This is a genomic window from Pseudomonas sp. MWU347 (genome assembly GCF_017947305.1).
Lineage (GTDB): Bacteria > Pseudomonadota > Gammaproteobacteria > Pseudomonadales > Pseudomonadaceae > Aquipseudomonas > Aquipseudomonas putida_A.
In genome coordinates this window covers 1-21017 of the sequence record NZ_JAFGZB010000017.1, presented here as the reverse complement: position 1 = coordinate 21017, position 21017 = coordinate 1, and the positions used below count along the sequence as shown (strand labels likewise).

17 protein-coding genes are annotated in these 21017 nt (G+C 59.8%); 9 read left to right on the top strand and 8 right to left on the bottom strand.

What is annotated here, in order from left to right; genetic code table 11:
- Window positions 1-77 precede the first annotated feature (77 nt).
- Window positions 78-2000: an ATP-binding cassette domain-containing protein gene (locus tag KCG87_RS26335; RefSeq protein ID WP_210559146.1), complete on the bottom strand. Its 1923-nt coding sequence runs from the start codon at window positions 1998-2000 to the stop codon at window positions 78-80.
- 214 nt (window positions 2001-2214) lie between these two features.
- On the opposite strand from KCG87_RS26335, the gene KCG87_RS26330 reads away from it, so the two are divergent.
- The gene (locus tag KCG87_RS26330) at window positions 2215-4143 is read left to right on the top strand and encodes a transglycosylase SLT domain-containing protein (protein ID WP_027611441.1); all 1929 of its coding nucleotides are present in this window, start codon (window positions 2215-2217) and stop codon (window positions 4141-4143) included.
- 85 nt (window positions 4144-4228) lie between these two features.
- Here KCG87_RS26330 and KCG87_RS26325 read toward each other — a convergent pair whose 3' ends face one another.
- Window positions 4229-6007 (bottom strand): ABC transporter transmembrane domain-containing protein, encoded by a 1779-nt coding sequence (locus KCG87_RS26325; RefSeq protein WP_098964819.1) that lies wholly within the window; start codon window positions 6005-6007, stop codon window positions 4229-4231.
- 256 nt (window positions 6008-6263) lie between these two features.
- Between KCG87_RS26325 and KCG87_RS26320 the strand changes: the two genes are divergently transcribed.
- Window positions 6264-6443, top strand: coding sequence for a PA1571 family protein (locus KCG87_RS26320; RefSeq protein ID WP_027611439.1), 180 nt, complete (start codon window positions 6264-6266; stop codon window positions 6441-6443).
- Window positions 6444-6521: 78 nt separating this feature from the next.
- Here the strand turns inward: KCG87_RS26320 and pdxB are convergent, their stop codons facing one another.
- Entirely contained in the window at window positions 6522-7664 is a 1143-nt protein-coding gene (gene pdxB, locus KCG87_RS26315) for a 4-phosphoerythronate dehydrogenase PdxB (RefSeq protein ID WP_210559145.1), read from the bottom strand.
- Window positions 7665-7835: 171 nt separating this feature from the next.
- Here pdxB and KCG87_RS26310 point away from each other — a divergent pair, with 171 nt between their 5' ends.
- A complete protein-coding gene (locus KCG87_RS26310) occupies window positions 7836-9245 on the top strand; it encodes an MATE family efflux transporter (protein WP_027611437.1) in 1410 nt (469 codons plus the stop codon).
- Between the two features lie 137 nt (window positions 9246-9382).
- On the opposite strand, the gene tusA is transcribed toward KCG87_RS26310, so the two are convergent.
- Entirely contained in the window at window positions 9383-9634 is a 252-nt protein-coding gene (tusA, locus tag KCG87_RS26305; protein ID WP_003226616.1) for a sulfurtransferase TusA, read from the bottom strand.
- A 178-nt stretch (window positions 9635-9812) separates the two neighbouring features.
- Window positions 9813-10886, bottom strand: coding sequence for a 23S rRNA (cytidine(2498)-2'-O)-methyltransferase RlmM (gene rlmM, locus KCG87_RS26300; protein WP_134786961.1), 1074 nt, complete (start codon window positions 10884-10886; stop codon window positions 9813-9815).
- A gap of 222 nt (window positions 10887-11108) precedes the next feature.
- On the opposite strand from rlmM, the gene acnA reads away from it, so the two are divergent.
- A complete protein-coding gene (gene acnA, locus KCG87_RS26295; RefSeq protein WP_210559144.1) occupies window positions 11109-13850 on the top strand; it encodes an aconitate hydratase AcnA in 2742 nt (913 codons plus the stop codon).
- Between the two features lie 361 nt (window positions 13851-14211).
- On the opposite strand, the gene KCG87_RS26290 is transcribed toward acnA, so the two are convergent.
- A complete protein-coding gene (locus tag KCG87_RS26290) occupies window positions 14212-15027 on the bottom strand; it encodes an aminoglycoside phosphotransferase family protein (RefSeq protein WP_210559165.1) in 816 nt (271 codons plus the stop codon).
- Window positions 15020-15508, bottom strand: coding sequence for an SRPBCC family protein (locus tag KCG87_RS26285; RefSeq protein WP_025111040.1), 489 nt, complete (start codon window positions 15506-15508; stop codon window positions 15020-15022). Before KCG87_RS26285 ends, KCG87_RS26290 begins: the two co-directional genes overlap by 8 nt.
- A 197-nt stretch (window positions 15509-15705) precedes the next feature.
- Between KCG87_RS26285 and KCG87_RS26280 the strand changes: the two genes are divergently transcribed.
- From KCG87_RS26280 to KCG87_RS26260, 5 genes are all read left to right on the top strand, one after another.
- Window positions 15706-16626: an ADP-ribosylglycohydrolase family protein gene (locus tag KCG87_RS26280; protein WP_134786965.1), complete on the top strand. Its 921-nt coding sequence runs from the start codon at window positions 15706-15708 to the stop codon at window positions 16624-16626.
- Window positions 16627-16682: 56 nt separating this feature from the next.
- Window positions 16683-17087: a lysozyme inhibitor LprI family protein gene (locus tag KCG87_RS26275; protein WP_210559143.1), complete on the top strand. Its 405-nt coding sequence runs from the start codon at window positions 16683-16685 to the stop codon at window positions 17085-17087.
- Between the two features lie 220 nt (window positions 17088-17307).
- The gene (locus tag KCG87_RS26270) at window positions 17308-17913 is read left to right on the top strand and encodes a DUF2975 domain-containing protein (RefSeq protein WP_095140016.1); all 606 of its coding nucleotides are present in this window, start codon (window positions 17308-17310) and stop codon (window positions 17911-17913) included.
- 9 nt (window positions 17914-17922) lie between these two features.
- Entirely contained in the window at window positions 17923-18129 is a 207-nt protein-coding gene (locus KCG87_RS26265) for a helix-turn-helix transcriptional regulator (RefSeq protein ID WP_003226632.1), read from the top strand.
- A 79-nt stretch (window positions 18130-18208) separates the two neighbouring features.
- Window positions 18209-18880, top strand: a complete 672-nt coding sequence (locus KCG87_RS26260; protein WP_097088530.1) for a hypothetical protein — start codon at window positions 18209-18211, stop codon at window positions 18878-18880.
- Window positions 18881-18948: 68 nt separating this feature from the next.
- On the opposite strand, the gene mrdA is transcribed toward KCG87_RS26260, so the two are convergent.
- Window positions 18949-20841: a penicillin-binding protein 2 gene (mrdA, locus tag KCG87_RS26255; protein ID WP_027611428.1), complete on the bottom strand. Its 1893-nt coding sequence runs from the start codon at window positions 20839-20841 to the stop codon at window positions 18949-18951.
- Window positions 20842-21017: the final 176 nt, after the last annotated feature.

Genomic DNA, 21017 nt, shown 5'->3' with positions numbered 1-21017 from the left:
TGAATCTTCACCGATACCCGTATATGAAAAGCCCGGCGCTCATCACTGAGCGTCGGGCTTTTTTGTTACCGGATCAATCAGGCATCCAGCTCGGCCCAACGCTCCACCAGCGCATCCAGCTCAGCCTGCAATTGCTCCAGCGAAGCAATCACCTTGGCCGTTTCTGCCGGCGGACGCTGATAGAAACCGGCCTCGGCCATTTCAGCCTCGACGGCCGCGATCTGCTGCTCCTTGGCATCGATATCACCCGGCAACGCTTCCAGCTCGCGCTGCAGCTTGTAGCTCAGCTTCTTCTTGGCTGCCGGCGCGGCAGCGGCAGGTGCGGCAGCCACGACAGGTTCAGCGGTGACCACAGCCGAATTCAGATCAGCCTTGCCCGACTTGCTCTCGGTCACGCCCAGCAGGCGCGGCGAACCGCCCTGACGGATCCAGTCCTGATAGCCACCGACGTATTCACGGACCTTACCTTCACCTTCGAAGACCAGGGTGCTGGTGACCACGTTGTCGAGGAACGCCCGGTCGTGACTGACCATCAGCACAGTGCCGTTGAAGGTCAGCAGCACTTCTTCGAGCAGCTCGAGGGTTTCCACGTCGAGGTCGTTGGTCGGTTCGTCGAGGACCAGCAGGTTCGCCGGTTTGCTGAACAGTTTGGCCAGCAGCAAACGCGCACGCTCGCCACCGGACAGCGCCTTGACCGGCGTGCGCGCACGCTGCGGGCTGAACAGGAAGTCACCGAGGTAGCTCAGGACGTGGCGGCTCTGGCCGTCGATATCGATGAAGTCGCGACCTTCGGCGACGTTGTCGATCACGGTCTTTTCCAGATCCAGTTGATGGCGCAACTGGTCGAAGTACGCCACATCGATTCGGGTGCCTTCTTCCACTTTGCCGCTGGTGGGCTGCAGACCGCTGAGCATCAGTTTCAGCAGGGTGGTCTTGCCGGTGCCGTTGGCGCCGAGCAGGCCGATACGGTCGCCGCGCTGCAGGACCATCGAGAAGTCCTTGATCAGGTACGGACCGTCCGGGTGATGGAAGCTGACATTTTCCAGCACCATCACTTGCTTGCCCGACTTCTCGGCGGTTTCCAGCTGAATATTGGCCTTGCCGGTGCGCTCGCGACGTTCGCTGCGCTCAACACGCAGGGCTTTCAAGGCACGCACGCGACCTTCGTTGCGGGTACGACGGGCCTTGATGCCCTGACGAATCCACACTTCTTCCTGAGCCAGGCGCTTGTCGAACAGCGCATTGGCGGTTTCTTCCGCGGCCAGCGCGGCTTCCTTGTGCACCAGGAAGCTGGCGTAATCGCCGTTCCAGTCGATCAGGCCGCCGCGATCCAGTTCGAGGATGCGCGTGGCGAGGTTTTGCAGGAAAGAACGGTCGTGCGTGATGAACAGCACAGCGCCCTGGAAATCCTTCAATGCTTCTTCGAGCCAGGCAATCGCACCGATGTCCAGGTGGTTGGTCGGTTCGTCGAGCAGCAGAAGATCCGGTTCGGACACCAGCGCCTGTGCCAGCAGCACGCGACGACGCCAGCCGCCGGACAACTCGGCGAGGGTCTTGTCGGCCGGCAGTTGCAAGCGGCTCAGGGTGCTGTCGACCAATGTCTGCAAGCGCCAGCCGTCGCGGGCTTCGAGGTCGTGCTGAACGTGCATCAGCTTGTCCAGATCGGCGTCGGTGACGATGTTCTGGCTCAAGTGATGGTATTCGGCGAGCAAGGCGCCAACGCCGTCGAGGCCCTCGGCAACAACATCGAACACGGTCCGCTCGTCGGCCACCGGCAACTCTTGCGGCAATTCGCCGATTTTCAGACCGGGGGCACGCCACACCGAGCCGTCATCAGGCTTCTGGTCGCCCTTGACCAGCTTCATCATGCTGGATTTGCCAGTGCCGTTGCGGCCGATGATGCACACCCGCTCACCACGGGCGATCTGCCAGGACACCTTGTCCAACAACGGCATCGCGCCGAATGCAAGGGACACATCGCTGAATTTGAGCAGGGTCATGAGCTTCTCCAAAAACCGGGCGCGCATTCTACCTGATTCAGGCCCTCAGCAGGCCGGCAATTTGTCTGCCGAAGCACTCTGCACAACATTTGTTGCGAACTTGTGCTGCAAGACCGGCAAAGCTTTCGCCCGTTGCTGGCAAAAGGCTAAGCTACAGACAATTCAGTGCTGGCCGCGGCCGGTGCTTGTCATGATTTCTCTGCCCGGATGTCTCATGCGCAGTCGCCTTTTCAGTGTCTTGTCCTGTTTGCTACTCACCGCCGCTGCCGCTCAATCCGCCCAGGCGGTGGACCTGTCCACCCAACGCCAGTATTACGATGAAGCCAAGCGTGCCTTGGCCAAGGGCGATACCGGCCCGTACTTCCGTTATAGCCAGGCCCTCGCCGATTACCCGCTGGAACCGTACCTGGCCTACGACGAACTGACCGCGCGTCTGAAAACCGCGAGCAACGCCGAAATCGAGAAGTTCCTCGCCGAGCACGGCGACCTGCCCCAGGCCAACTGGATGAAGCTGCGTTGGTTGCGCTGGCTCGCCGACCGTGGCGATTGGGCGACCTTCACCAAGTATTACGATCCGAAACTCAACTTCACCGAACTGGACTGCCTCAATGCGCAGTTCCAGATCAGCAGCGGCCACAAGGCCGAGGGCTATGCCAACGCCGACAAACTGTGGCTGACCGGTAAATCGCAACCGGCTGCCTGTGACGGGCTGTTCGGCATCTGGGCCGCCGACGGTCAGTTGACCGAACAGAAACGCTGGGAACGCACCAAACTCGCCGCCCAGGCGCGCAACTATCCATTGGCCAACAGTCTGGTCAACGGCCTGACCACCCTCGCCCCGCGCGGTCGGCTGCTGGTAGATGTGGCGCAGAAACCCGAGCTGCTCAATCAGCCGTCGCGCTTCACCCCGGCCGACGAGCCGATGTCCGATGTGGTCAGCCTCGGCCTGCGCCGCCTCGCCCGCCAGGATCCGGACAAGGCCATGGCCCTGCTCGACGGATACGCCAGCAGCATGCATTTCTCCCGTGACGAGAAAGTCGCGATTGCCCGGGAAATCGGCCTGACCCTGGCCCGGCGCTTCGACAGCCGCGCGCTGGACGTGATGACCAAATACGATCCGGAACTGCGTGACAACACCGTGTCCGAATGGCGCCTACGTCTGCTGCTGCGCCTGGCACGCTGGGACGATGCCTATCAGCTGACTCGTCGTTTGCCACAGGATCTGGCGACCACCAACCGCTGGCGTTACTGGCAGGCCCGCAGCCTGGAACTGGCGCAACCGCAGAACCCGGAAGCGCAGACTCTGTACAAGAATCTGGCGAAGGAACGCGACTTCTACGGTTTCCTCGCCGCCGACCGCTCGCAACTGCCTTACTCGCTGATGAACAAGCCGCTGGTACTCAGTCAGGCCACCATCAACAAGGTGCGCAACACTCCCGGCGTGCGGCGCGCGCTGGAATTCCATGCGCGTGGGCAGATCGTTGACGGTCGCCGCGAGTGGTATCACGTCAGTCGCCATTTCAATCGTGACGAAATGGTCGCTCAGGCCAAACTGGCCTACGACCTGAAATGGTATTTCCCGGCCATCCGCACCATCAGTCAGGCGCAATACTGGGACGACCTGGATATCCGCTTCCCGATGGCCCACCGCGACACCCTGGTGCGTGAAGCCAAGACGCGCGGCCTGCACTCAAGCTGGGTGTTCGCCATCACCCGCCAGGAAAGTGCCTTCATGGACGACGCCCGCTCCGGCGTTGGTGCCAGCGGTCTGATGCAGTTGATGCCCGGCACTGCCAAGGAAACCGCACGCAAGTTCAGCATCCCGCTGGCCTCGCCGCAACAAGTGCTCGATCCGGACAAGAACATCCAGCTCGGCGCCGCTTACCTGAGCCAGGTGCACAGCCAGTTCAACGGCAACCGCGTCCTCGCCTCCGCCGCCTACAATGCCGGCCCCGGCCGCGTGCGCCAGTGGCTGCGCGGTGCCGATCACCTGAGCTTCGACGTGTGGGTGGAAAGCATCCCGTTCGACGAAACCCGCCAGTACGTGCAAAACGTGCTGTCATACTCGGTGATCTACGGGCAGAAGCTCAATTCGCCGCAGCCGCTGGTGGACTGGCATGAGCGGTATTTCGACGATCAATGACAGGTGCTGAATACCTGAAATGAAAATTGCCCGCATCAATCGATGCGGGCATTTTTTTTGCCGTCAGCAAAGATCTGCGGCAGTTCTACACCGCCACCGCATGCCCGTCGTTGAACTGCAGCGCTGCCAACCGCGCATACAGCGGATTGCTTACGATCAGTTCCTGATGGGTACCGATGGCCACCAGGCTACCCTGATCCATCACCGCGATCCGGTCGGCGTTTTTCACTGTGGCCAGGCGATGCGCGATTACCAATGTGGTGCGATTTTGCATCAGGCTTGGCAACGCTTCCTGAATCAAGTGCTCGCTCTGCGCATCGAGGGCGCTGGTGGCTTCGTCCAGCAGCAGAATCGGCGCATCCACCAGCAACGCGCGGGCAATCGCCAGGCGTTGACGCTGGCCGCCGGAAAGTCCGAGGCCGGCGTCTCCCAAGTGGGTCTGATAGCCATTGGGCATCTTCTCGATGAAGTCATGGGCGTGGGCAATTCTTGCCGCTTCCTTGACCTGTTCCAGCGTCGCATCTGCATTGCCGTAACGAATATTCTCTTCGACGCTGCCGAAAAACAGCGCAGGCGATTGCGAGACCAGGGCGAAATTGCGGCGCAGATCCAGCGGGTCGAGGCTGGTCAGCGGCACACCATCTATCAGGATCCGGCCTTCAAGCGGGTCGTAGAAGCGCAACAGCAAGTCATACACCGTGGACTTGCCGGCACCGGATGGCCCGACAAGGGCCAGGGTCTCGCCGGCCCTGATGGTCAGGCTCAAGCCGTTGACGGCGTAGCTGTCCGGACGCGACGGGTAGGAAAAGCGCACATTCTGCAATTGCAGTTCGCCCTTGATCCGTTCTGGCAACGTCACCAGCCCGAGGGTCGGTGGCTGGATGATGTTCTGCGAACTGAGCAGTTCCGCGATGCGCTCAGCGGCACCCGCCGCACGCTGCAACTCGCCGATGACTTCACTCAACGTGCCGATCGCACTGCCGACGATCAGGCTGTAGAAAACGAAAGCCGCCAGTTCGCCACCGGTGATGCGCCCGGCAATCACGTCCATGCCGCCGACCCACAACATCACCGCCACCGCGCCGAGCACCAGCACGATCACCACGGTGATCATCCACGAGCGTTGAAAGATGCGCTTGCGTGCGGTGTCGAACGCGTCCTCGACCGTCGTGGCGAAACGCCGCTCGTCCTGCACCTGATGGTTGTAGGCTTGCACGGTCTTGATCTGGCCCAGGGTTTCGGAGACATAGCTGCCAATGTCGGCCACCCGGTCCTGACTCAGCCGCGATAGATTGCGCACGCGCCGACCGAAAATCAGAATCGGCGCGACCACGAACGGCAAGGCAATCACCACGATGCTGGTGAGTTTCGGGTTGGTGATAAACAGCAGAACCACCCCGCCGATCACCATCAACAGGTTGCGCAAAAACATCGACAGTGACGAGCCGATCACCGATTGCAGCAACGTGGTGTCGGCAGTCAGCCGGGACTGAATCTCCGAACTGCGGTTGTTTTCGTAAAACCCGGGATGCAGGTACACCAGATGGTTGAACACCTCGCGCCGGATGTCCGCCACACAGCGCTCACCGATCCACGACACCCAGTAAAAACGCGCGAACGTGCCGACTGCCAGGCCCAGCACCATCAGCATGAAGATACCGATGCTCTGGTTCAGTTGATGCGGCGACTGCGTCATGAAGCCCCGATCGACCAGCAATTTGATCCCCTGCCCCATCGACAAAGTGACCGCCGCGGTGACGATCAGCGCCAGCAGTGCAGCGCCGACTTGCCAACGATAAGGCGCCAGAAACCGGCTGGTCAGACTCAGCGCTCGACGGTGCCGGGAAGAAAGCTTCGAGATCATTCAGGTACACATCCGTGTTGGTGAAAGGGCTAGCCTAAACCTTCTATGGGGCGGAACTCTGTAAATCACAATGAGTCAGGTTAAATATGCCCCCAAAGACTAGGCCATAGTTGCTATTGGTCTAATGTCCCGGTTGAGACGAGCGGTCATTTCTGTTGGACTGGAGGTGCCGCTTTTGACAGACCCAAGGGTGTTGTCACAGCCTGGTCACGTGGCGGTTTTAATCTACGTGCACAACCTGATGAGGAGACAGGCCATGTCCTTGCAACACAGCAGCGATGACAAGATTCAAGTGATCCGCACCAAGCCCGGCCAACCTCTGGGTTGCTCGATTATCGACAAGGATGGGCGTGAAGTACCGATCACTGAAGACATGATCCAGGACGCGTGCCGCGAACTGGAGAAGCGATTGGTCAAGCCTGCCGAACAAAAGTGATATAGCCACCGTCTTCCTGACCCGGCCCCTGTTTGGCCGGGTTTTTTCTGCCTGCCGTTTTGTTCTGCGCAGGGATTTTCAGACAGCCACCGCCCCCAGCGCCGCCACAATCTGTTGCAACTGCGGCGAATCACCGTCGATCCGCACCTTCAGCCCCTCGATCTCGCGCCGCACCGGATACTGCTTGCGCAACACATCGAAGGCCGCACGCTGTTCAGTGACATTGCCTACAAGACTGCGACGAAAATCCGCGTCATCGCGGCGCGGGTCGTACACCCCGCGGCACAACATCGCCAGCGCCCAGGCCGGATCGCTGTCGGCGTGCAGGGTCACTTCTGACAGCCACGGTGCCGGCAACAGGTCACTGAGCTGGATACTCGGCGGCTGACCGATAAATTCGCAATAAGCCTGATAGATCTGCGCCGTACCGCGCTGTTTGCCATCGAGGCTGTAACCGGCAATGTGCGGCGTGGCCAAAACGCAGAGTTCGGCGAGGGCGACATCGACTTCAGGCTCGGCTTCCCAGACGTCGAGCACCGCTTGCAGGTCTTCACGCGCAAGCAGCACGTTGCGCAATGCGGCGTTATCCACCACCGGCCCACGCGCGGCATTGATCAGCCAGGTGCCGGGTTTGAGCTGTTGCAGACGCCGTTCGTCAAACAGATGCCAGGTCGCGCCTTCGCCGGTACGGGTCAGCGGCGTGTGCAGGCTGATCACGTCGCACTGCTCGATGATCTGCTCGAGGCTGACGTAATCGCCGCCCTCGGCTGCCTGACGCGGCGGATCGCAAACTTTGACATTCCAGCCCAGGCCCTTGAGGACCTTGATCAACCGGCCGCCGACTTCACCGGCACCGATGACGCCGTAAGTACGTTGTGGCAGATCTACGCCTTCAATTTCCGCCAAAGTCATCAGGCTGCCCAGCACGTAATCGACCACGCCCCGCGCATTGCAACCAGGCGCGCTGGACCATCTGATGCCGGCCTCGTTGAAATAATCGAGATCCAGATGATCGGTACCAATGGTGCAGGTGCCGACGAAACGCACTTTGCTGCCTTCGAGCAACGCGCGGTTGACGTTGGTCACCGAGCGCACCAGCAACACATCGGCCTGCTCGACCGTTGCACGATCGATGGAACGGCCCGGCACCCGGCGGATCTCGCCGAAACCGGCAAAAAAGGCATCGAGCAGCGGAATATTTTCGTCGGCAACAATCAGCATGGCGGGCTCCTTGAGGGGATCGGCAGTTTAGGTGCAGATCCACCGTTGAGCCAGCGCCACAGTGGATGGCATCGATGATTACAAATCCGCAACAGAGGATTTTTCCTGACTGTCACGTCAGCGGCGTAGAATGCGGCGCCTTGCGCATCAACACCTGTGGACGCTTTGCCTGTGAATTCTGTTACTGATCAACCTCTCGCTGCCTCACTCACCCGCCCCGCGCGAATTCGCCTGGAGTTCAGGAACCTGCTCGCCCTGGCCTTGCCGATCATCATCGCGCAACTGGCGACTACCGCGATGGGCTTCGTCGATGCGGTGATGGCTGGCCGCGTCGGGCCGAAAGATCTGGCGGCGGTAGCGCTGGGCAACTCGATCTGGGTCCCGGTGTTTCTGCTGATGACCGGCACCCTGCTGGCCACCACGCCGAAAGTCGCTCAGCGTTTCGGCGCCGGCACCCACAGCGAGATCGGCCCGATCGTGCGTCAGGCGCTGTGGCTGGCGCTGGTAGTCGGCCTGATCGCGACAGCGATGCTGGTCGCCGCCGAACCGGTGCTGCACCTGATGAAGGTCGATCCCGAGCTGATCGGCCCGTGCATGCAATACCTGCACGGCATTGCCAGCGGCCTGCCGGCGGTGGCGTTCTATCACGTGTTGCGCTGCACCAGTGACGGCATCGGCCGTACCCGCCCGGCGATGGTGCTGGGGCTGTGCGGTCTGGCGCTGAACATTCCGCTGAACTACATCTTCATCTATGGTCACTTCGGCGTGCCGGCCATGGGCGGCGTGGGTTGCGGCTGGGCCACGGCCATCGTGATGTGGGTCATGGCGCTGGGGCTGGCCGGTTACGAGCGCTGGGCGCCGGCCTATCGTTCGAGCGAGATCTTCAGCCGTTTCGACTGGCCACAATGGGCGGTGATCAAGCGTCTGCTGGCGATCGGTCTGCCGATTGGCATCGCGGTGTTTGCCGAGTCGAGCATCTTTGCGGTGATCGCCCTGCTGATCGGCAGCCTCGGCGCCACCGTGGTGGCCGGGCATCAGATCGCGCTGAACGTCAGCTCGCTGGTGTTCATGATTCCGTATTCGCTGGGCATGGCGGTGACCGTACGCGTCGGCCAGGCACTGGGTCGTGAAGAGCCGCGTGAAGCACGCTTTGCCGCCGGTGTCGGCATGGGGACTGCGCTGGCCTACGCCTGTATTTCGGCGAGCATGATGCTGTTGCTGCGCGAGCCGATTGCGTCGATCTATACGGCTGATCCGACGGTGATCCACATCGCGGCGATGCTGATTGTGTACTCGGCGCTGTTCCAGTTTTCCGACGCAATCCAGGTCACCGCCGCTGGCGCTCTGCGCGGTTATCAGGACACCCGGGTGACGATGATCCTGACCCTGTTCGCCTACTGGGGCATCGGCCTGCCGGTAGGTTACGCCCTCGGCCTGACCGACTGGCTCGGCGAGCCGCGTGGCCCGAGCGGCTTGTGGCAGGGTTTGATCGTTGGTCTGAGCTGCGCGGCACTCATGCTGTCGATCCGCCTGACCCGCAGTGCGCGCAAACGTATTCGGATCAGTCGCAGCGCCGGCTGAAACCCTTACGCAGGATAAAAAAATGTGGGAGCGGGCTTGCTCGCGAAAGTGGTGTTTCAGTCGACATTTACAGTGACTGACACACCGTTTTCGCGAGCAAGCCCGCTCCCACATTGGGTTTTGCGTTTGCCTGAGGGTCAGGCTTGTTTCTTGCGGATCCAGTACAGATAAGTACCGGCCTCTTCGTGTTGCCCCACCAGTTCGTGGTCGAGAAACACGCAGAACTTGGGAATGTCGCGACGGGTCGAGGGATCGGTGGCGATCACCTTCAGTAGACCGCCAGGCACCAGGTCGCGGATGTGCTGATGCAGCATCATCACCGGCTCCGGGCAATTGAGACCGGTGGCGTCGAGGGTGCCGTCGACCGGGGTATCGATCATTTCACTCATGATTCACTCCTGAAACTGGCCGGCATTGTCGCGCATTGCCGGGTGCTCAGTCATCTGTAGCGAGGGGATTTATCCCCGATGGCTTGCGGGGCGGCCGCAAAGACTGGGGATGCGCTACATCCCATCGGGGATAAATCCCCTCACCACAGAGATCATTCCCACAGGGTTTAGTGGTGACTTAGCGGGATTTGGCTTTCTTGATGTCATGCCGACGCAAATGGCAGGTCACTTCCTCGCGGTCGTGATACAGCTGCTTGCAGCCAATATCCACCTTGATCCCGCGCGCCTTGAAGCCATCGGCGATGCGCTCGAGCAAGCGCTTCACTTCGGCATAACGCTGCTTCATCGGCAACTTGAGATTGACTACCGCTTCGCGGCAATGGCCCTCGCCGATCCACTCTTCAAGCATCGCCGCGTTACGCGCCGGCTTCTCGACGATGTCGCAGACCATCCAGTCCACCGGCTGCTTGGGCTTGAAGGTGAAGCCGTCGGCCATCAAGTGCTGCACCAGCCCGGTGTCCATCAGACTTTCAGCCATCGGGCCGTTGTCGATGGCGGTCACCAGCATGCCGCGGTTGACCAATTGCCAGGTCCAGCCGCCCGGTGCCGCGCCGAGGTCGACGCCGGTCATGTCGCTGTGCAGACGCTCGTCCCACTGATCACGCGGGATGAAGTGGTGCCAGGCCTCTTCCAGTTTCAAGGTCGAACGGCTTGGCGCCTCGCGCGGAAACTTCAGGCGCGGAATGCCCATCGGCCACATCGCCGAGTTGCCGGCGTCGGCCATGCCAAGAAACACTTCGCGACCACTCTTGAAGGTCAGCAGCAGGCGCGGTTTGTTCGCGTCGTCCACCAGTTTGCCGGCGCCGGTCAGTGCCTTGCGCAGCGGGCCTTCGAATTTCTTGCAGAAGTTCGACAGCTCTTTACCGTCGTTGGTGTCGACCACTTCCAGCCACAGGCTGCCGCAGACCGGGAAGTCCGCCATATGCTCAAGGATCACGCTGATACGGTCGGTTTCCGGCAGATTGATGAAAACGCCACGCGCCCATTGCCGCGGGAAAATCAGCTCGGCAAAGCGTTGGCCGCGCATCAGGCGCTCGGCGCCGTCTGCTTCGGTGCAGACAAACTCGGCGTACGCGGTGGCCGGTTTGGCCTTGGCGTAGCCAGCTACGTCGAGTTTGGCGGCGAGGTCGGAAATCTCCGAACAGACTTCGCCTTCGAAGCCTGGCCGGCAATGCATGAATAGGGTGTTCATTCTTACTCCTGGGCAGAGGGCGGACATTCGGCCCCTGCACGCTGCTCAAGCCTTGCGGTGAAGCAAAGCCTGTCACGAAAACCGGCGCATGATAGCCGATGTCGGAACCTTGGACTTGCCCATAGAGTCCAGTTATTAGCCAGCTACTGAAAACAGGGCTACGTTGATAGCTCTGCCCGTCCCCTCCGTCCGTAGCCGTGCGGACTCAAAGGAGTGATCGTAATGCCGTCCCTCGATAGTCTGAAGACCCTTAAAACTCTACAAATCGACGATAAGACCTACCACTATTTCAGCCTGCCCGATGCCGCCAAGAGCCTTGGCAATATCGACCAGCTACCGATGTCGCTGAAAGTCCTGCTGGAAAACCTGCTGCGCTGGGAAGATGAAAAAACTGTCACCGGCGCCGACCTCAAGGCCATCGCTGCCTGGCTCAAGGAGCGCCGCTCCGACCGGGAAATCCAGTACCGCCCGGCCCGGGTATTGATGCAAGACTTTACCGGTGTACCTGCGGTGGTGGATCTCGCCGCGATGCGCGCCGCCATGGCCAAGGCCGGCGGTGATCCGCAGCGAATCAACCCGCTGTCGCCAGTGGATCTGGTGATCGACCACTCGGTGATGGTCGACAAATTCGCCACCCCGAGCGCCTTCGAACAGAACGTCGACATCGAGATGCAGCGTAACGGCGAGCGCTACGCGTTCCTGCGCTGGGGTCAGAGCGCCTTCGACAACTTCAGCGTAGTGCCGCCGGGCACCGGGATCTGCCACCAAGTCAACCTCGAATACCTCGGGCGCACGGTATGGACCAAGGATGAGGACGGCCGCACCTACGCCTTCCCCGACACCCTGGTCGGCACCGACTCCCACACCACCATGATCAACGGCCTTGGCGTACTCGGCTGGGGCGTTGGCGGGATCGAGGCAGAAGCGGCGATGCTCGGCCAACCGGTGTCGATGCTGATTCCGGAAGTGATCGGTTTCAAACTCACCGGCAAACTCAAGGAAGGCATCACCGCCACCGACCTGGTGCTGACCGTCACGCAGATGCTGCGCAAAAAAGGGGTGGTCGGCAAATTCGTCGAATTCTACGGCGACGGTCTCGCCGACCTGCCACTGGCCGACCGCGCGACCATCGCCAACATGGCCCCGGAATATGGCGCCACCTGCGGCTTCTTCCCGGTCGATGACGTCACTCTGGAATACCTGCGCCTGTCCGGTCGCCCGACCGAAGTGGTGAAACTGGTCGAGGCCTACACCAAGGCTCAGGGCCTGTGGCGCCTGCCCGGTCAGGAACCGGTGTTTACCGACAGCCTGGCGCTGGACATGGGCAGCGTCGAAGCCAGCCTGGCCGGGCCAAAGCGTCCGCAGGATCGGGTCTCGCTGCCGAACGTCGCGCAGGCCTTCAGTGACTTCATGGACCTGCAATTCAAGCCCACCAGCAAAGAAGAAGGCCGTCTGGAAAGCGAGGGCGGCGGTGGCGTGGCCGTGGGTAACGCCGATCTGGTCGGCGAAACCGAGTACGAATACGAAGGCCACACCTATCGCCTGAAAAACGGCGCGGTGGTGATTGCCGCGATCACCTCCTGCACCAACACCTCAAACCCGAGCGTGATGATGGCGGCCGGTCTGCTGGCGAAAAAAGCCGTGGAGAAAGGCCTGACCCGCAAGCCGTGGGTGAAGAGTTCGCTGGCACCCGGCTCGAAAGTGGTCACCGACTACTACAAGGCGGCGGGGCTGACGCAATACCTCGATCAACTGGGCTTTTCGCTGGTCGGTTATGGCTGCACCACGTGCATCGGCAACTCCGGGCCACTGCCGGAACCGATCGAGAAAGCCATTCAGAAAGCCGACCTCACCGTGGCGTCGGTGCTCTCCGGCAACCGCAACTTCGAAGGCCGGGTGCATCCGCTGGTCAAGACCAACTGGCTGGCCTCGCCACCGCTGGTGGTCGCCTACGCCTTGGCCGGCAGCGTGCGCACCGACATCAGCACTGAACCGCTGGGTAACGACCAGCAGGGCAATCCGGTGTACCTGCGCGACATCTGGCCGAGCAGCAAGGAAATCGCCGAGGCGGTGAATCAGGTGAACACCGCGATGTTCCACAAGGAATACGCCGAAGTGTTTGCCGGCGACGAGCAATGGCAAGCGATCCAGGTGCCGCAGGCCGCCACCTATGTGTGGCAGGACGATTCGACCTACATCCAGCATCCACCGTTCTTCGACGACATTTCCGGACCGTTGCCGGTGATCACCGACGTCAAGGGCGCGCGGGTTCTGGCGCTGTTGGGCGATTCGGTAACCACTGACCACATCTCCCCTGCCGGCAACATCAAAGCTGACAGTCCGGCCGGGCGCTATCTGCGCGAAAAAGGCGTGGAGCCGCGGGACTTCAACTCCTATGGCTCACGGCGTGGCAACCACGAAGTGATGATGCGCGGCACATTCGCCAACATCCGCATTCGTAACGAGATGCTCGGCGGCGAAGAAGGTGGCAACACAATCTACATCCCGAGCGGCGAGAAAATGCCGATTTATGATGCCGCCATGCTGTATCAGGCCTCGGGCACGCCGCTGGTGGTGATCGCCGGTCAGGAATACGGTACCGGCTCCAGCCGTGACTGGGCGGCCAAAGGCACCAACCTGCTGGGCGTCAAAGCGGTGATCGCTGAAAGCTTCGAGCGTATCCACCGTTCCAACCTGGTGGGCATGGGCGTGTTGCCGCTGCAGTTCAAGCTCGATCAGAACCGCAAGAGCCTGAACCTCACCGGCAAGGAAACCCTGGATATTCAGGGCCTGACCGGTGTCGAGCTGACGCCGCGCATGAACCTGACTCTGGTGATCACCCGTGAAGACGGGCGCCAGGAGAAAATCGAGGTGCTGTGCCGCATTGATACGTTGAATGAGGTGGAGTACTTCAAGTCCGGCGGGATTCTGCACTACGTGTTGCGGCAGCTGATCGCCTCTTGATTGCTTGATTCCTGTGGTGAGGGGATTCATCCCCGATGGACTGCGCAGCAGGCCCTTTTTTGGGGTCGCTTCGCTACCCATCGGGGATAAATCCTCTCGCTACAGGTGCTCGACACAAGCCTTCAGCGCTTTTGTACAGGCGAAAAAAAACCCGCCGAAGCGGGTTTTTCCCAAGACCATTATCGACTCCCTGTCGGCAGCGATCCTTGCTATGGTCGATCATCCGTGATCCTGAAACACTCCCTGTGTCTCAGTTGATGGGTGTAGATTACGCCGTGGATCCAATCGGCAATAGTCGCAAAAGCTACCACCGCGTGTAAGACATTCGCTATAGAAGCCCTTCCGAAAACCCTTAGCCCTCTCAGTCATCCAGCAGGCAAGCGGCGATTTGCGCGACCTGCAGCTGTTGGGCAGCCTGTTGCTGCGCATCGTCCTCCAGGAACCAGGCGGCCGACAAACCGGCAAACGCCAGCACCCATTGCAGCAAGCGTCGGCGATCAAGCCCGGACGCCTCGACGATCACCTCGACCTGCCGGCGCAATCGCTGTGAATCGCCAGCCGTCGGCAAGTCCGGGTTGCAGATCAGGTTGGCGTAGTCATAACCGCGCTCGCCGCGTACTCGTTTGGGATCAATAGCGAGCCAGCCGTGTGCAGCGAAATCGAGAACATTGTCGTGGTGCATGTCACCGTGCAGCACCACCACGTCCTGCGGATCTGCGAGCAAGGCTTCAGCCGCTTGCAGGCTCAGGGCATAGGTCCCGCCATGTTCGGCCGCGGCCACGCGCAGCGAGGCGAACCACGGTGCCAGCTCCACCAGCGGCGGTGGCGGCGTCGGGCGCGGCGCATGCAAGCGCGATAGTGTCGTGCACATGATCTGCGTGGCTTCGTCGTCTTCACCGTTGAGCGCCATGTGCATCAACGAACGCCGGCCCATAGCCCGTTCCAGCAACAAACCTTCCTCGTGATGGGCCAGCACCCGCGCTGCGCCCTCACCGTCCCACCAAGTCATCAGTCGATTGCCGAATTGCTCGTCGGTATCCAGCGCAACCTTGAGCATGGCCGGCGTGTCGCCAAAACGCACCGGCAACAGACGGCTGCCGGGGGTGATGACCGGCTCACCGTCCGGTACCAGCGCCCAGCGTTGCAACCAGGGTTCGAAGATTGCGCAGTCAGTCACCATCACGCTCGCGGGTCTTGGCGCTTTCGGCGAGAAACTGTTCAAGTCGACTCAGCTGTTCCTCCCAGCCACGGCTGTCCATGTAATACGCCTCCTTCTGCCGCACGTCGGGAATGTGCGCGAAGCCGGACTCGGACACTTTGAGCAAAGTGCCGCCCTCGTAATCCTGCAGCTCGAACTTGACCAGCGTCGTCGGCTCCTGTGAATAGTCGATCTTTGGATTGACCGCGTACGGGTGCCAGCGAAACGAAAACAACTGCTGTGGCTCGACCCGCTCGACGAGCACGTTCCACAACACGTGTTCATAACCAGGATACGTGACCTGCCCTTGCGTCCATTCCCCGGCAATGAACCGCCTGCCCTCCAGCGCCACACCAAACCACTGGCCAAAAGCCTCGGCATCGACCAATGCGCGCCAGACATAAGAACGCGGCGCCTTCAGCGTGATTTTGCGTTCGAAACTATTGGGTACCGGTTTCATAAGTCACCTCCTGTTTTGAACAGTAGGCTTGTATGACCACATGTCCAACCTGAAGTTGTATCAAAGGGCTGCACCTGTTCAGTCCAAAGGAAACATTCGGCGGCATTTCCGATCGTTGAATGAGTGAATGACTGACGCAACCCTCTCGCTGAACCTGTTACCTTTTCCAGCGAAATGGAAACAAACAAGGACGAAGCATGCAGCCATCTCTATCCGAACGTTATCGCGGCGCTCTGCTCGGTCTCGCTTGCGGCGACGCCGTCGGCACCACGGTGGAGTTCAAGCCACGAGGCTCATTCCAGCCGCTGACGGACATGGTCGGCGGTGGCCCCTTTCACTTGAAGCCCGGGCAATGGACGGATGACACCTCGATGGCGCTTTGCCTGGCGGAGAGTCTTCTGAGCAAAAACACATTCGATGCGGCGGACCAGATGGGACGCTATCTGAACTGGTGGCGGTGGGGATATCTGAGCTCGACGGGGGATTGTTTCGATATTGGCATGACCGTCAGTCAGGCACTGTCGCAGTATCAGCAAACCGGTCAGGCCTTTGCCGGGTCAACCGACCCGTTTACCGCCGGCAACGGCTCGCTCATGCGTTTGGCGCCGGTGGTGCTGTTTTTCTTCCCTGACGTCCAGCAGATCCGCAACTTCGCCAGCGACAGTTCGCGGACAACCCACGCGGCCCCTGAAGCCATCGAATGCTGTCAATTGTTTGCCGAACTGATCGCCAACGCGCTGTTCGGTATCTGCAAAAGCGAACTGTGCAGGCTGCCGCGCTCAGCTTTCACTGAGCCTAAAGTTGCCGCGATTGCTCGAGGAGATTATCTGGCCAAATCAGTCAATGATATCCGTGGCAGCGGCTACAGCGTTGAGTCGTTGGAAGCCGCGCTGTGGTGTTTTCATCACACCGACAGTTTTACAGCGGCGATTCTGCAAGCCGCCAACCTCGGCGATGACGCTGACACCACTGCCGCGATCGTCGGTCAATTGGCCGGGGCCTATTATGGCGTTCGGGCGATTCCTGCTCACTGGCTGGAAATACTTCATGACGGCGAGGAGATTGCAGCCACAGCGGATCGCCTGCTCGAAGCCTCCCGACTGCGCGTTCCTGAATAGAAGCACCACAGCCGCTAAACTGCTCTGCACTTTCATCCGACACAGTGAGATTAACCATGCTCCCACGCCTGCTCCTGGCCCTGACACCCGTCCTGTTCACGCCTCTCGCCCACGCCGCCGTCGACTGCGCCAACACCAGCAATCAGGCCACCATGAACCAGTGCGCCGGGCAGGAATTCAAGGCAGCGGACAAGGAGCTGAACGCGGTGTATCAGCAGATCACTAATCGTTTGAAGGACAACGCCGACAGCAAAAAGCTTCTGGTGAGCGCGCAGCGGGCGTGGATCGGCTTTCGTGATGCCGAATGCAAGTTTTCCGCGTCCGGTGTGGACGGCGGGAGTGTTTATCCATTGATTTACAGCAATTGCCTGACCGAGGTGACAAAGGTGAGGGTCGGGGCGCTGAAGCAGTATTTGAAGTGTCAGGAAGGTGACATGAGTTGCCCGGTGCCAGGGGCCTGATGTTGCAGAGGGTTTCAGTCTTGCCAACAGGTTTGTTGATTCCACACTTGGAGCACCTGTCGCACGCTGACCAGCCTACCGACTCCCCGCACCCTGCGAGCAACCATGCGGCGCCGGATTAGAAGAGGATGCTCAAGCATCAAAATCAAAAATTAATTATTGTAATTAGATAATTTATCATCGAGAATTCGCTACCAAATTGTAGCAACCAGGAATTTTCATGAGTACTCACATCAACGGATTGGCGCTGCAGCGCATGCATTGGATCGGGCTGCTGGCAGCAATTCTCGTCTGGGTTCTGGGGGTAACGGAGGTCGGCGGCAACGCAACGATCTGGTTCTTCAAAAAGGATGAAATGCTGGCGGGCCTGCTCTATGCCTTTGCTGAGGGCTCGCCGCAATTGCTTGACCCGTTTGTCGAAGGTGCCTTGCTTGATCCCGACACCTGGCTGTCATCAACGGTCACGGCACTGATCGTTTTTCTGGATTTCCTGCCCGTGGTCCTGTCGGCTTACGCGTTATGGCTGACCGGTTTGTTCTTTCTGCGCTTGTCGCGCGGCGAAACCTGGACCGACCGCAACATCAGGGTCCTCTGGCGAGTGGGCGTACTCTGCATCGTTTCTCCGGCGACCTATCCGTTAATAGAGACCTTGCAAGGTCTGGCGTTGTCGATAGATCTGCCGCCGGGGGATCGGATTTTCCAGTTCTCGATCGGCATGTCTTCCGCTTCTGCCTACGAAATAATCAAAGGCGTATTACTCTGTATTTTTTCAATTATCATGCGTGACGCAAAAGTACTCAGCGATGAGCAAAGCCAATACATATAGAACAATATAATGACCATTATTGTCCGCCTTGACGTAGTCATGGCCACGCAAAAAATTCGTTCAAAAGAGTTAGCCGCCCTGCTCGGGATCACCGAGGCGAATCTGTCATTGCTCAAAAACGGCAAAGTCAAAGGCGTGAAGATGGCAACTCTGGACAAGCTCTGCGCTGCGCTCGATTGCCAGCCTGGCGATCTGCTGGAATACCAGAAAGACTAAGCCCGCTGGCGGCGGTTTATTTATCGCCCCCTCATCCGTTTAACTTTTATTCAATCCTTAGTTGCAAGGCGTCTTTGTCATGTCCCGTTATTTGTTCTGCGTCCTATTAATGCTGACCGCGTTGCTTGGCGGCTGCGCCACGCAAATAGACGTAGCACTCAACGCAATACCTGATCCGGACTATCCGTTCGATCGAAAGGCAACCGTGCTGGTGACCTCGACCAACAGCGCCGATGAGAACGCACTGAATGCCCGCTACTATCTTCGCGACATGGTCAACGCACTGAAAGACAGAGGCTTTCAGGAGGTTTATACCGACGCCAGCCTGCCCAGGAATCACGCGCCGATCAAAATGACCGTCACTCTCGATATCGGCAGCCGGCAAGTGTCTTATCGCTATACCGCCACCGACTATGGGCAAGTTCCAACCAGCACTACGACCGTGTGCAAGAACGCCAAGAAGAAAGATGACCGACTGACCTGTACCAGTAAGCCCAATACGACCTATGGCCCGGTGGGAACGTCAGAGCGTATCGGCTACACCACCCTCAGTACTTTCACTGTCACCGCCCGGGATGAGGCAAGTAAGCGCACGGTGTATCTGCTGCGGGCGTCGTCTTATAACGAGGACTGTCAGGCCGCCAAGGTCGAAGCGTTTCTGGTCGAGCAGGGCCTGCAGAATTTGAACTTCCAGGATCGCATGCAACGCAACTACAGCGTCACGATGCCCGAGGGTTACAGCTGCAAGTAGTCAGTTGCCCAAACGTGAGAGCTTCACAGCTCAGCCAGCGTGAGGCGGTGCTGTGAAGCTGACTCGGGTTAGACGTGGGGATCACCCGGCGGCTTGGCCGGCGCCGCGTATTGCGGCTTGAGGTGGCCGTCCTGGTCCAGCAACCAGGCGTCCATGATCTGCCGCACCACAGGGCCGGCCACTCGACCACCGGCCTCACCGTTTTCGATCATCACCGAGATGGCGATCTTCGGGTGCTCCGCCGGAGCGAAACCAACGAACAAGGCGTTGTCGCGATGACGTTCGAGGGTTTTCTCCCGGTTGTAGCGCTCGCCTTGCTTGATCGCTACCACTTGCGCGGTACCACTCTTACCGGCAATGCGATACTGCGCACCTGCCGCTGCGGCGCGCGCGATACCCCGGGCATCGTGCATCACCATCTGCATCCCGTGGTTGACCTGATCCCAGTCACGCGGGTTTTTAAGCAGGATATTCGGCATCGGATGCTCGTCGACCGGCGCCACACCATCGACCGTCTTCGCCAAGTGCGGACGATTCCATACGCCCTTGTTGGCAATCAGTGCGGTAGCTTGAGCCAGTTGTAGCGGCGTAACCTGCATGTAACCCTGGCCGATACCCAGGATCACCGTTTCCCCCGGGAACCAGGCCTGACGACGTGTGGCACGCTTCCAGGCCTGAGACGGCATCAAACCGGGCGACTCTTCGAACATGTCCAGCGAGACCTTTTCGCCAAGGCCGAACATCGCCATGTAGTCGTGCAGGCGATCGATGCCGAGCTTGTGTGCCAGGTCGTAGAAGTAGGTGTCGTTGGAGCGCATGATTGCCGCGTCCATGTCGACCCAGCCATCGCCACTGTGGTTCCAGTTACGGTACTTGTGATCGAAATCCGGGAGTTGGTAGTAGCCTGGGTCAAAGACGCGGGTCTGCGGCGTCACGACACCGGCATCGAGGCCGGCGATTGCCACTTCCGGCTTGATGGTCGAGCCCGGCGCATAGAGGCCGCGCAACACACGGTTGAACAGCGGGCGGTCGATGGAATCGCGTAGCGCCGAGTATTCCTTGGAGCTGATGCCAGTGACGAACAGGTTCGGGTCGAAACTCGGATTGCTGACCATGGCCAGCACTTCACCGGTGGACGGGTCGAGAGCCACCACCGAGCCACGACGGTCGCCCAGTGCGGCTTCCGCAGCCTCCTGCAGTTTGACGTCGAGACTTAGAACGATGTTTTTGCCAGGGACCGGATCGGTGTGCTTGAGCACCCGTAGCACCCGGCCTTGGGCGTTGGTCTCAACCTCTTCATATCCGACGTGGCCATGCAGCTGCGCTTCATAGAAACGTTCAATGCCGGTTTTACCGATGGATTGTGTGCCGCGGTACTCTACCGAATCGAGGGTCTTGGATTCTTTTTCATTGATCCGGCCAACGTAGCCAATCGAATGCGCGAAGTGCGCCCCCAACGGGTAATGCCGAACGAACTGCGGCTCGACATCAAGGCCCGGCAGACGGAACTCGTTAACCGCCAACACGGCGATTTGTTCCTCCGTCAGCTCGTAGAACAGTGTCACCGGGGTGAATGGGTGACGGGACTGCTTCATGGCCTTATCGAAAATCGTACGATCTTCGGCGGGTAAATGCAGCAGATTAATTACCTCGTCCAGCTCCTGATTAACATCAGTGGCGCGTTCGCGGGTAATGATCAGGTTGTAACTGGGACGGTTATCAGCGAGCAGCACACCATTGCGATCGTAGATCAGGCCTCTTGTCGGCGGAATCGGCAAGACGTGCACGCGGTTGTTTTCAGAGATGGTCGAGTGGTAGTCGTATTCAACCACTTGCAGGATGTACAGGCGTACCACCAGCGCGCAACTGATGGCAAAGACGAACAGAGCGCAGGCGATCAACCGCTTGTTGACCAGACGCGTCTCTTTTTCGTGATCCTTGATCGGGATGGGTTCAGGCATTTCTACAGCAACTCTTTGACATAAATTGAGTGCCGATCCGTGGGCATGACATCAGTCCGTTAAAAAACGAGCTGCACCATACCAAAAACCGAGTGGTCACTTCAGAAGGATTTTCCCTAATGGCAGTCCCGGCGACGGTTGGAACTCTCGTGCCGTCTGACTCTGACGAGAGAAGC

Bases quoted from the DNA above. Each gene is read 5' to 3' on its own strand.
- mrdA (WP_027611428.1), bottom strand. From the start codon at position 20,841: ATGCCTGAACCCATCCCGATCAAGGATCACGAAAAAGAGACGCGTCTG.
- KCG87_RS26285 (WP_025111040.1), bottom strand. From the start codon at position 15,508: ATGAAACCGGTACCCAATAGTTTCGAACGCAAAATCACGCTGAAGGCG.
- KCG87_RS26335 (WP_210559146.1), bottom strand. From the start codon at position 2,000: ATGACCCTGCTCAAATTCAGCGATGTGTCCCTTGCATTCGGCGCGATG.
- KCG87_RS26320 (WP_027611439.1), top strand. From the start codon at position 6,264: ATGTCCTTGCAACACAGCAGCGATGACAAGATTCAAGTGATCCGCACC.
- KCG87_RS26330 (WP_027611441.1), top strand. From the start codon at position 2,215: ATGCGCAGTCGCCTTTTCAGTGTCTTGTCCTGTTTGCTACTCACCGCC.
- rlmM (WP_134786961.1), bottom strand. From the start codon at position 10,886: ATGAACACCCTATTCATGCATTGCCGGCCAGGCTTCGAAGGCGAAGTC.
- KCG87_RS26325 (WP_098964819.1), bottom strand. From the start codon at position 6,007: ATGATCTCGAAGCTTTCTTCCCGGCACCGTCGAGCGCTGAGTCTGACC.
- KCG87_RS26280 (WP_134786965.1), top strand. From the start codon at position 15,706: ATGCAGCCATCTCTATCCGAACGTTATCGCGGCGCTCTGCTCGGTCTC.
- tusA (WP_003226616.1), bottom strand. From the start codon at position 9,634: ATGAGTGAAATGATCGATACCCCGGTCGACGGCACCCTCGACGCCACC.
- KCG87_RS26275 (WP_210559143.1), top strand. From the start codon at position 16,683: ATGCTCCCACGCCTGCTCCTGGCCCTGACACCCGTCCTGTTCACGCCT.
- pdxB (WP_210559145.1), bottom strand. From the start codon at position 7,664: ATGCTGATTGTTGCCGACGAAAATATTCCGCTGCTCGATGCCTTTTTT.
- KCG87_RS26270 (WP_095140016.1), top strand. From the start codon at position 17,308: ATGAGTACTCACATCAACGGATTGGCGCTGCAGCGCATGCATTGGATC.
- KCG87_RS26260 (WP_097088530.1), top strand. From the start codon at position 18,209: ATGTCCCGTTATTTGTTCTGCGTCCTATTAATGCTGACCGCGTTGCTT.
- KCG87_RS26265 (WP_003226632.1), top strand. From the start codon at position 17,923: ATGACCATTATTGTCCGCCTTGACGTAGTCATGGCCACGCAAAAAATT.
- acnA (WP_210559144.1), top strand. From the start codon at position 11,109: ATGCCGTCCCTCGATAGTCTGAAGACCCTTAAAACTCTACAAATCGAC.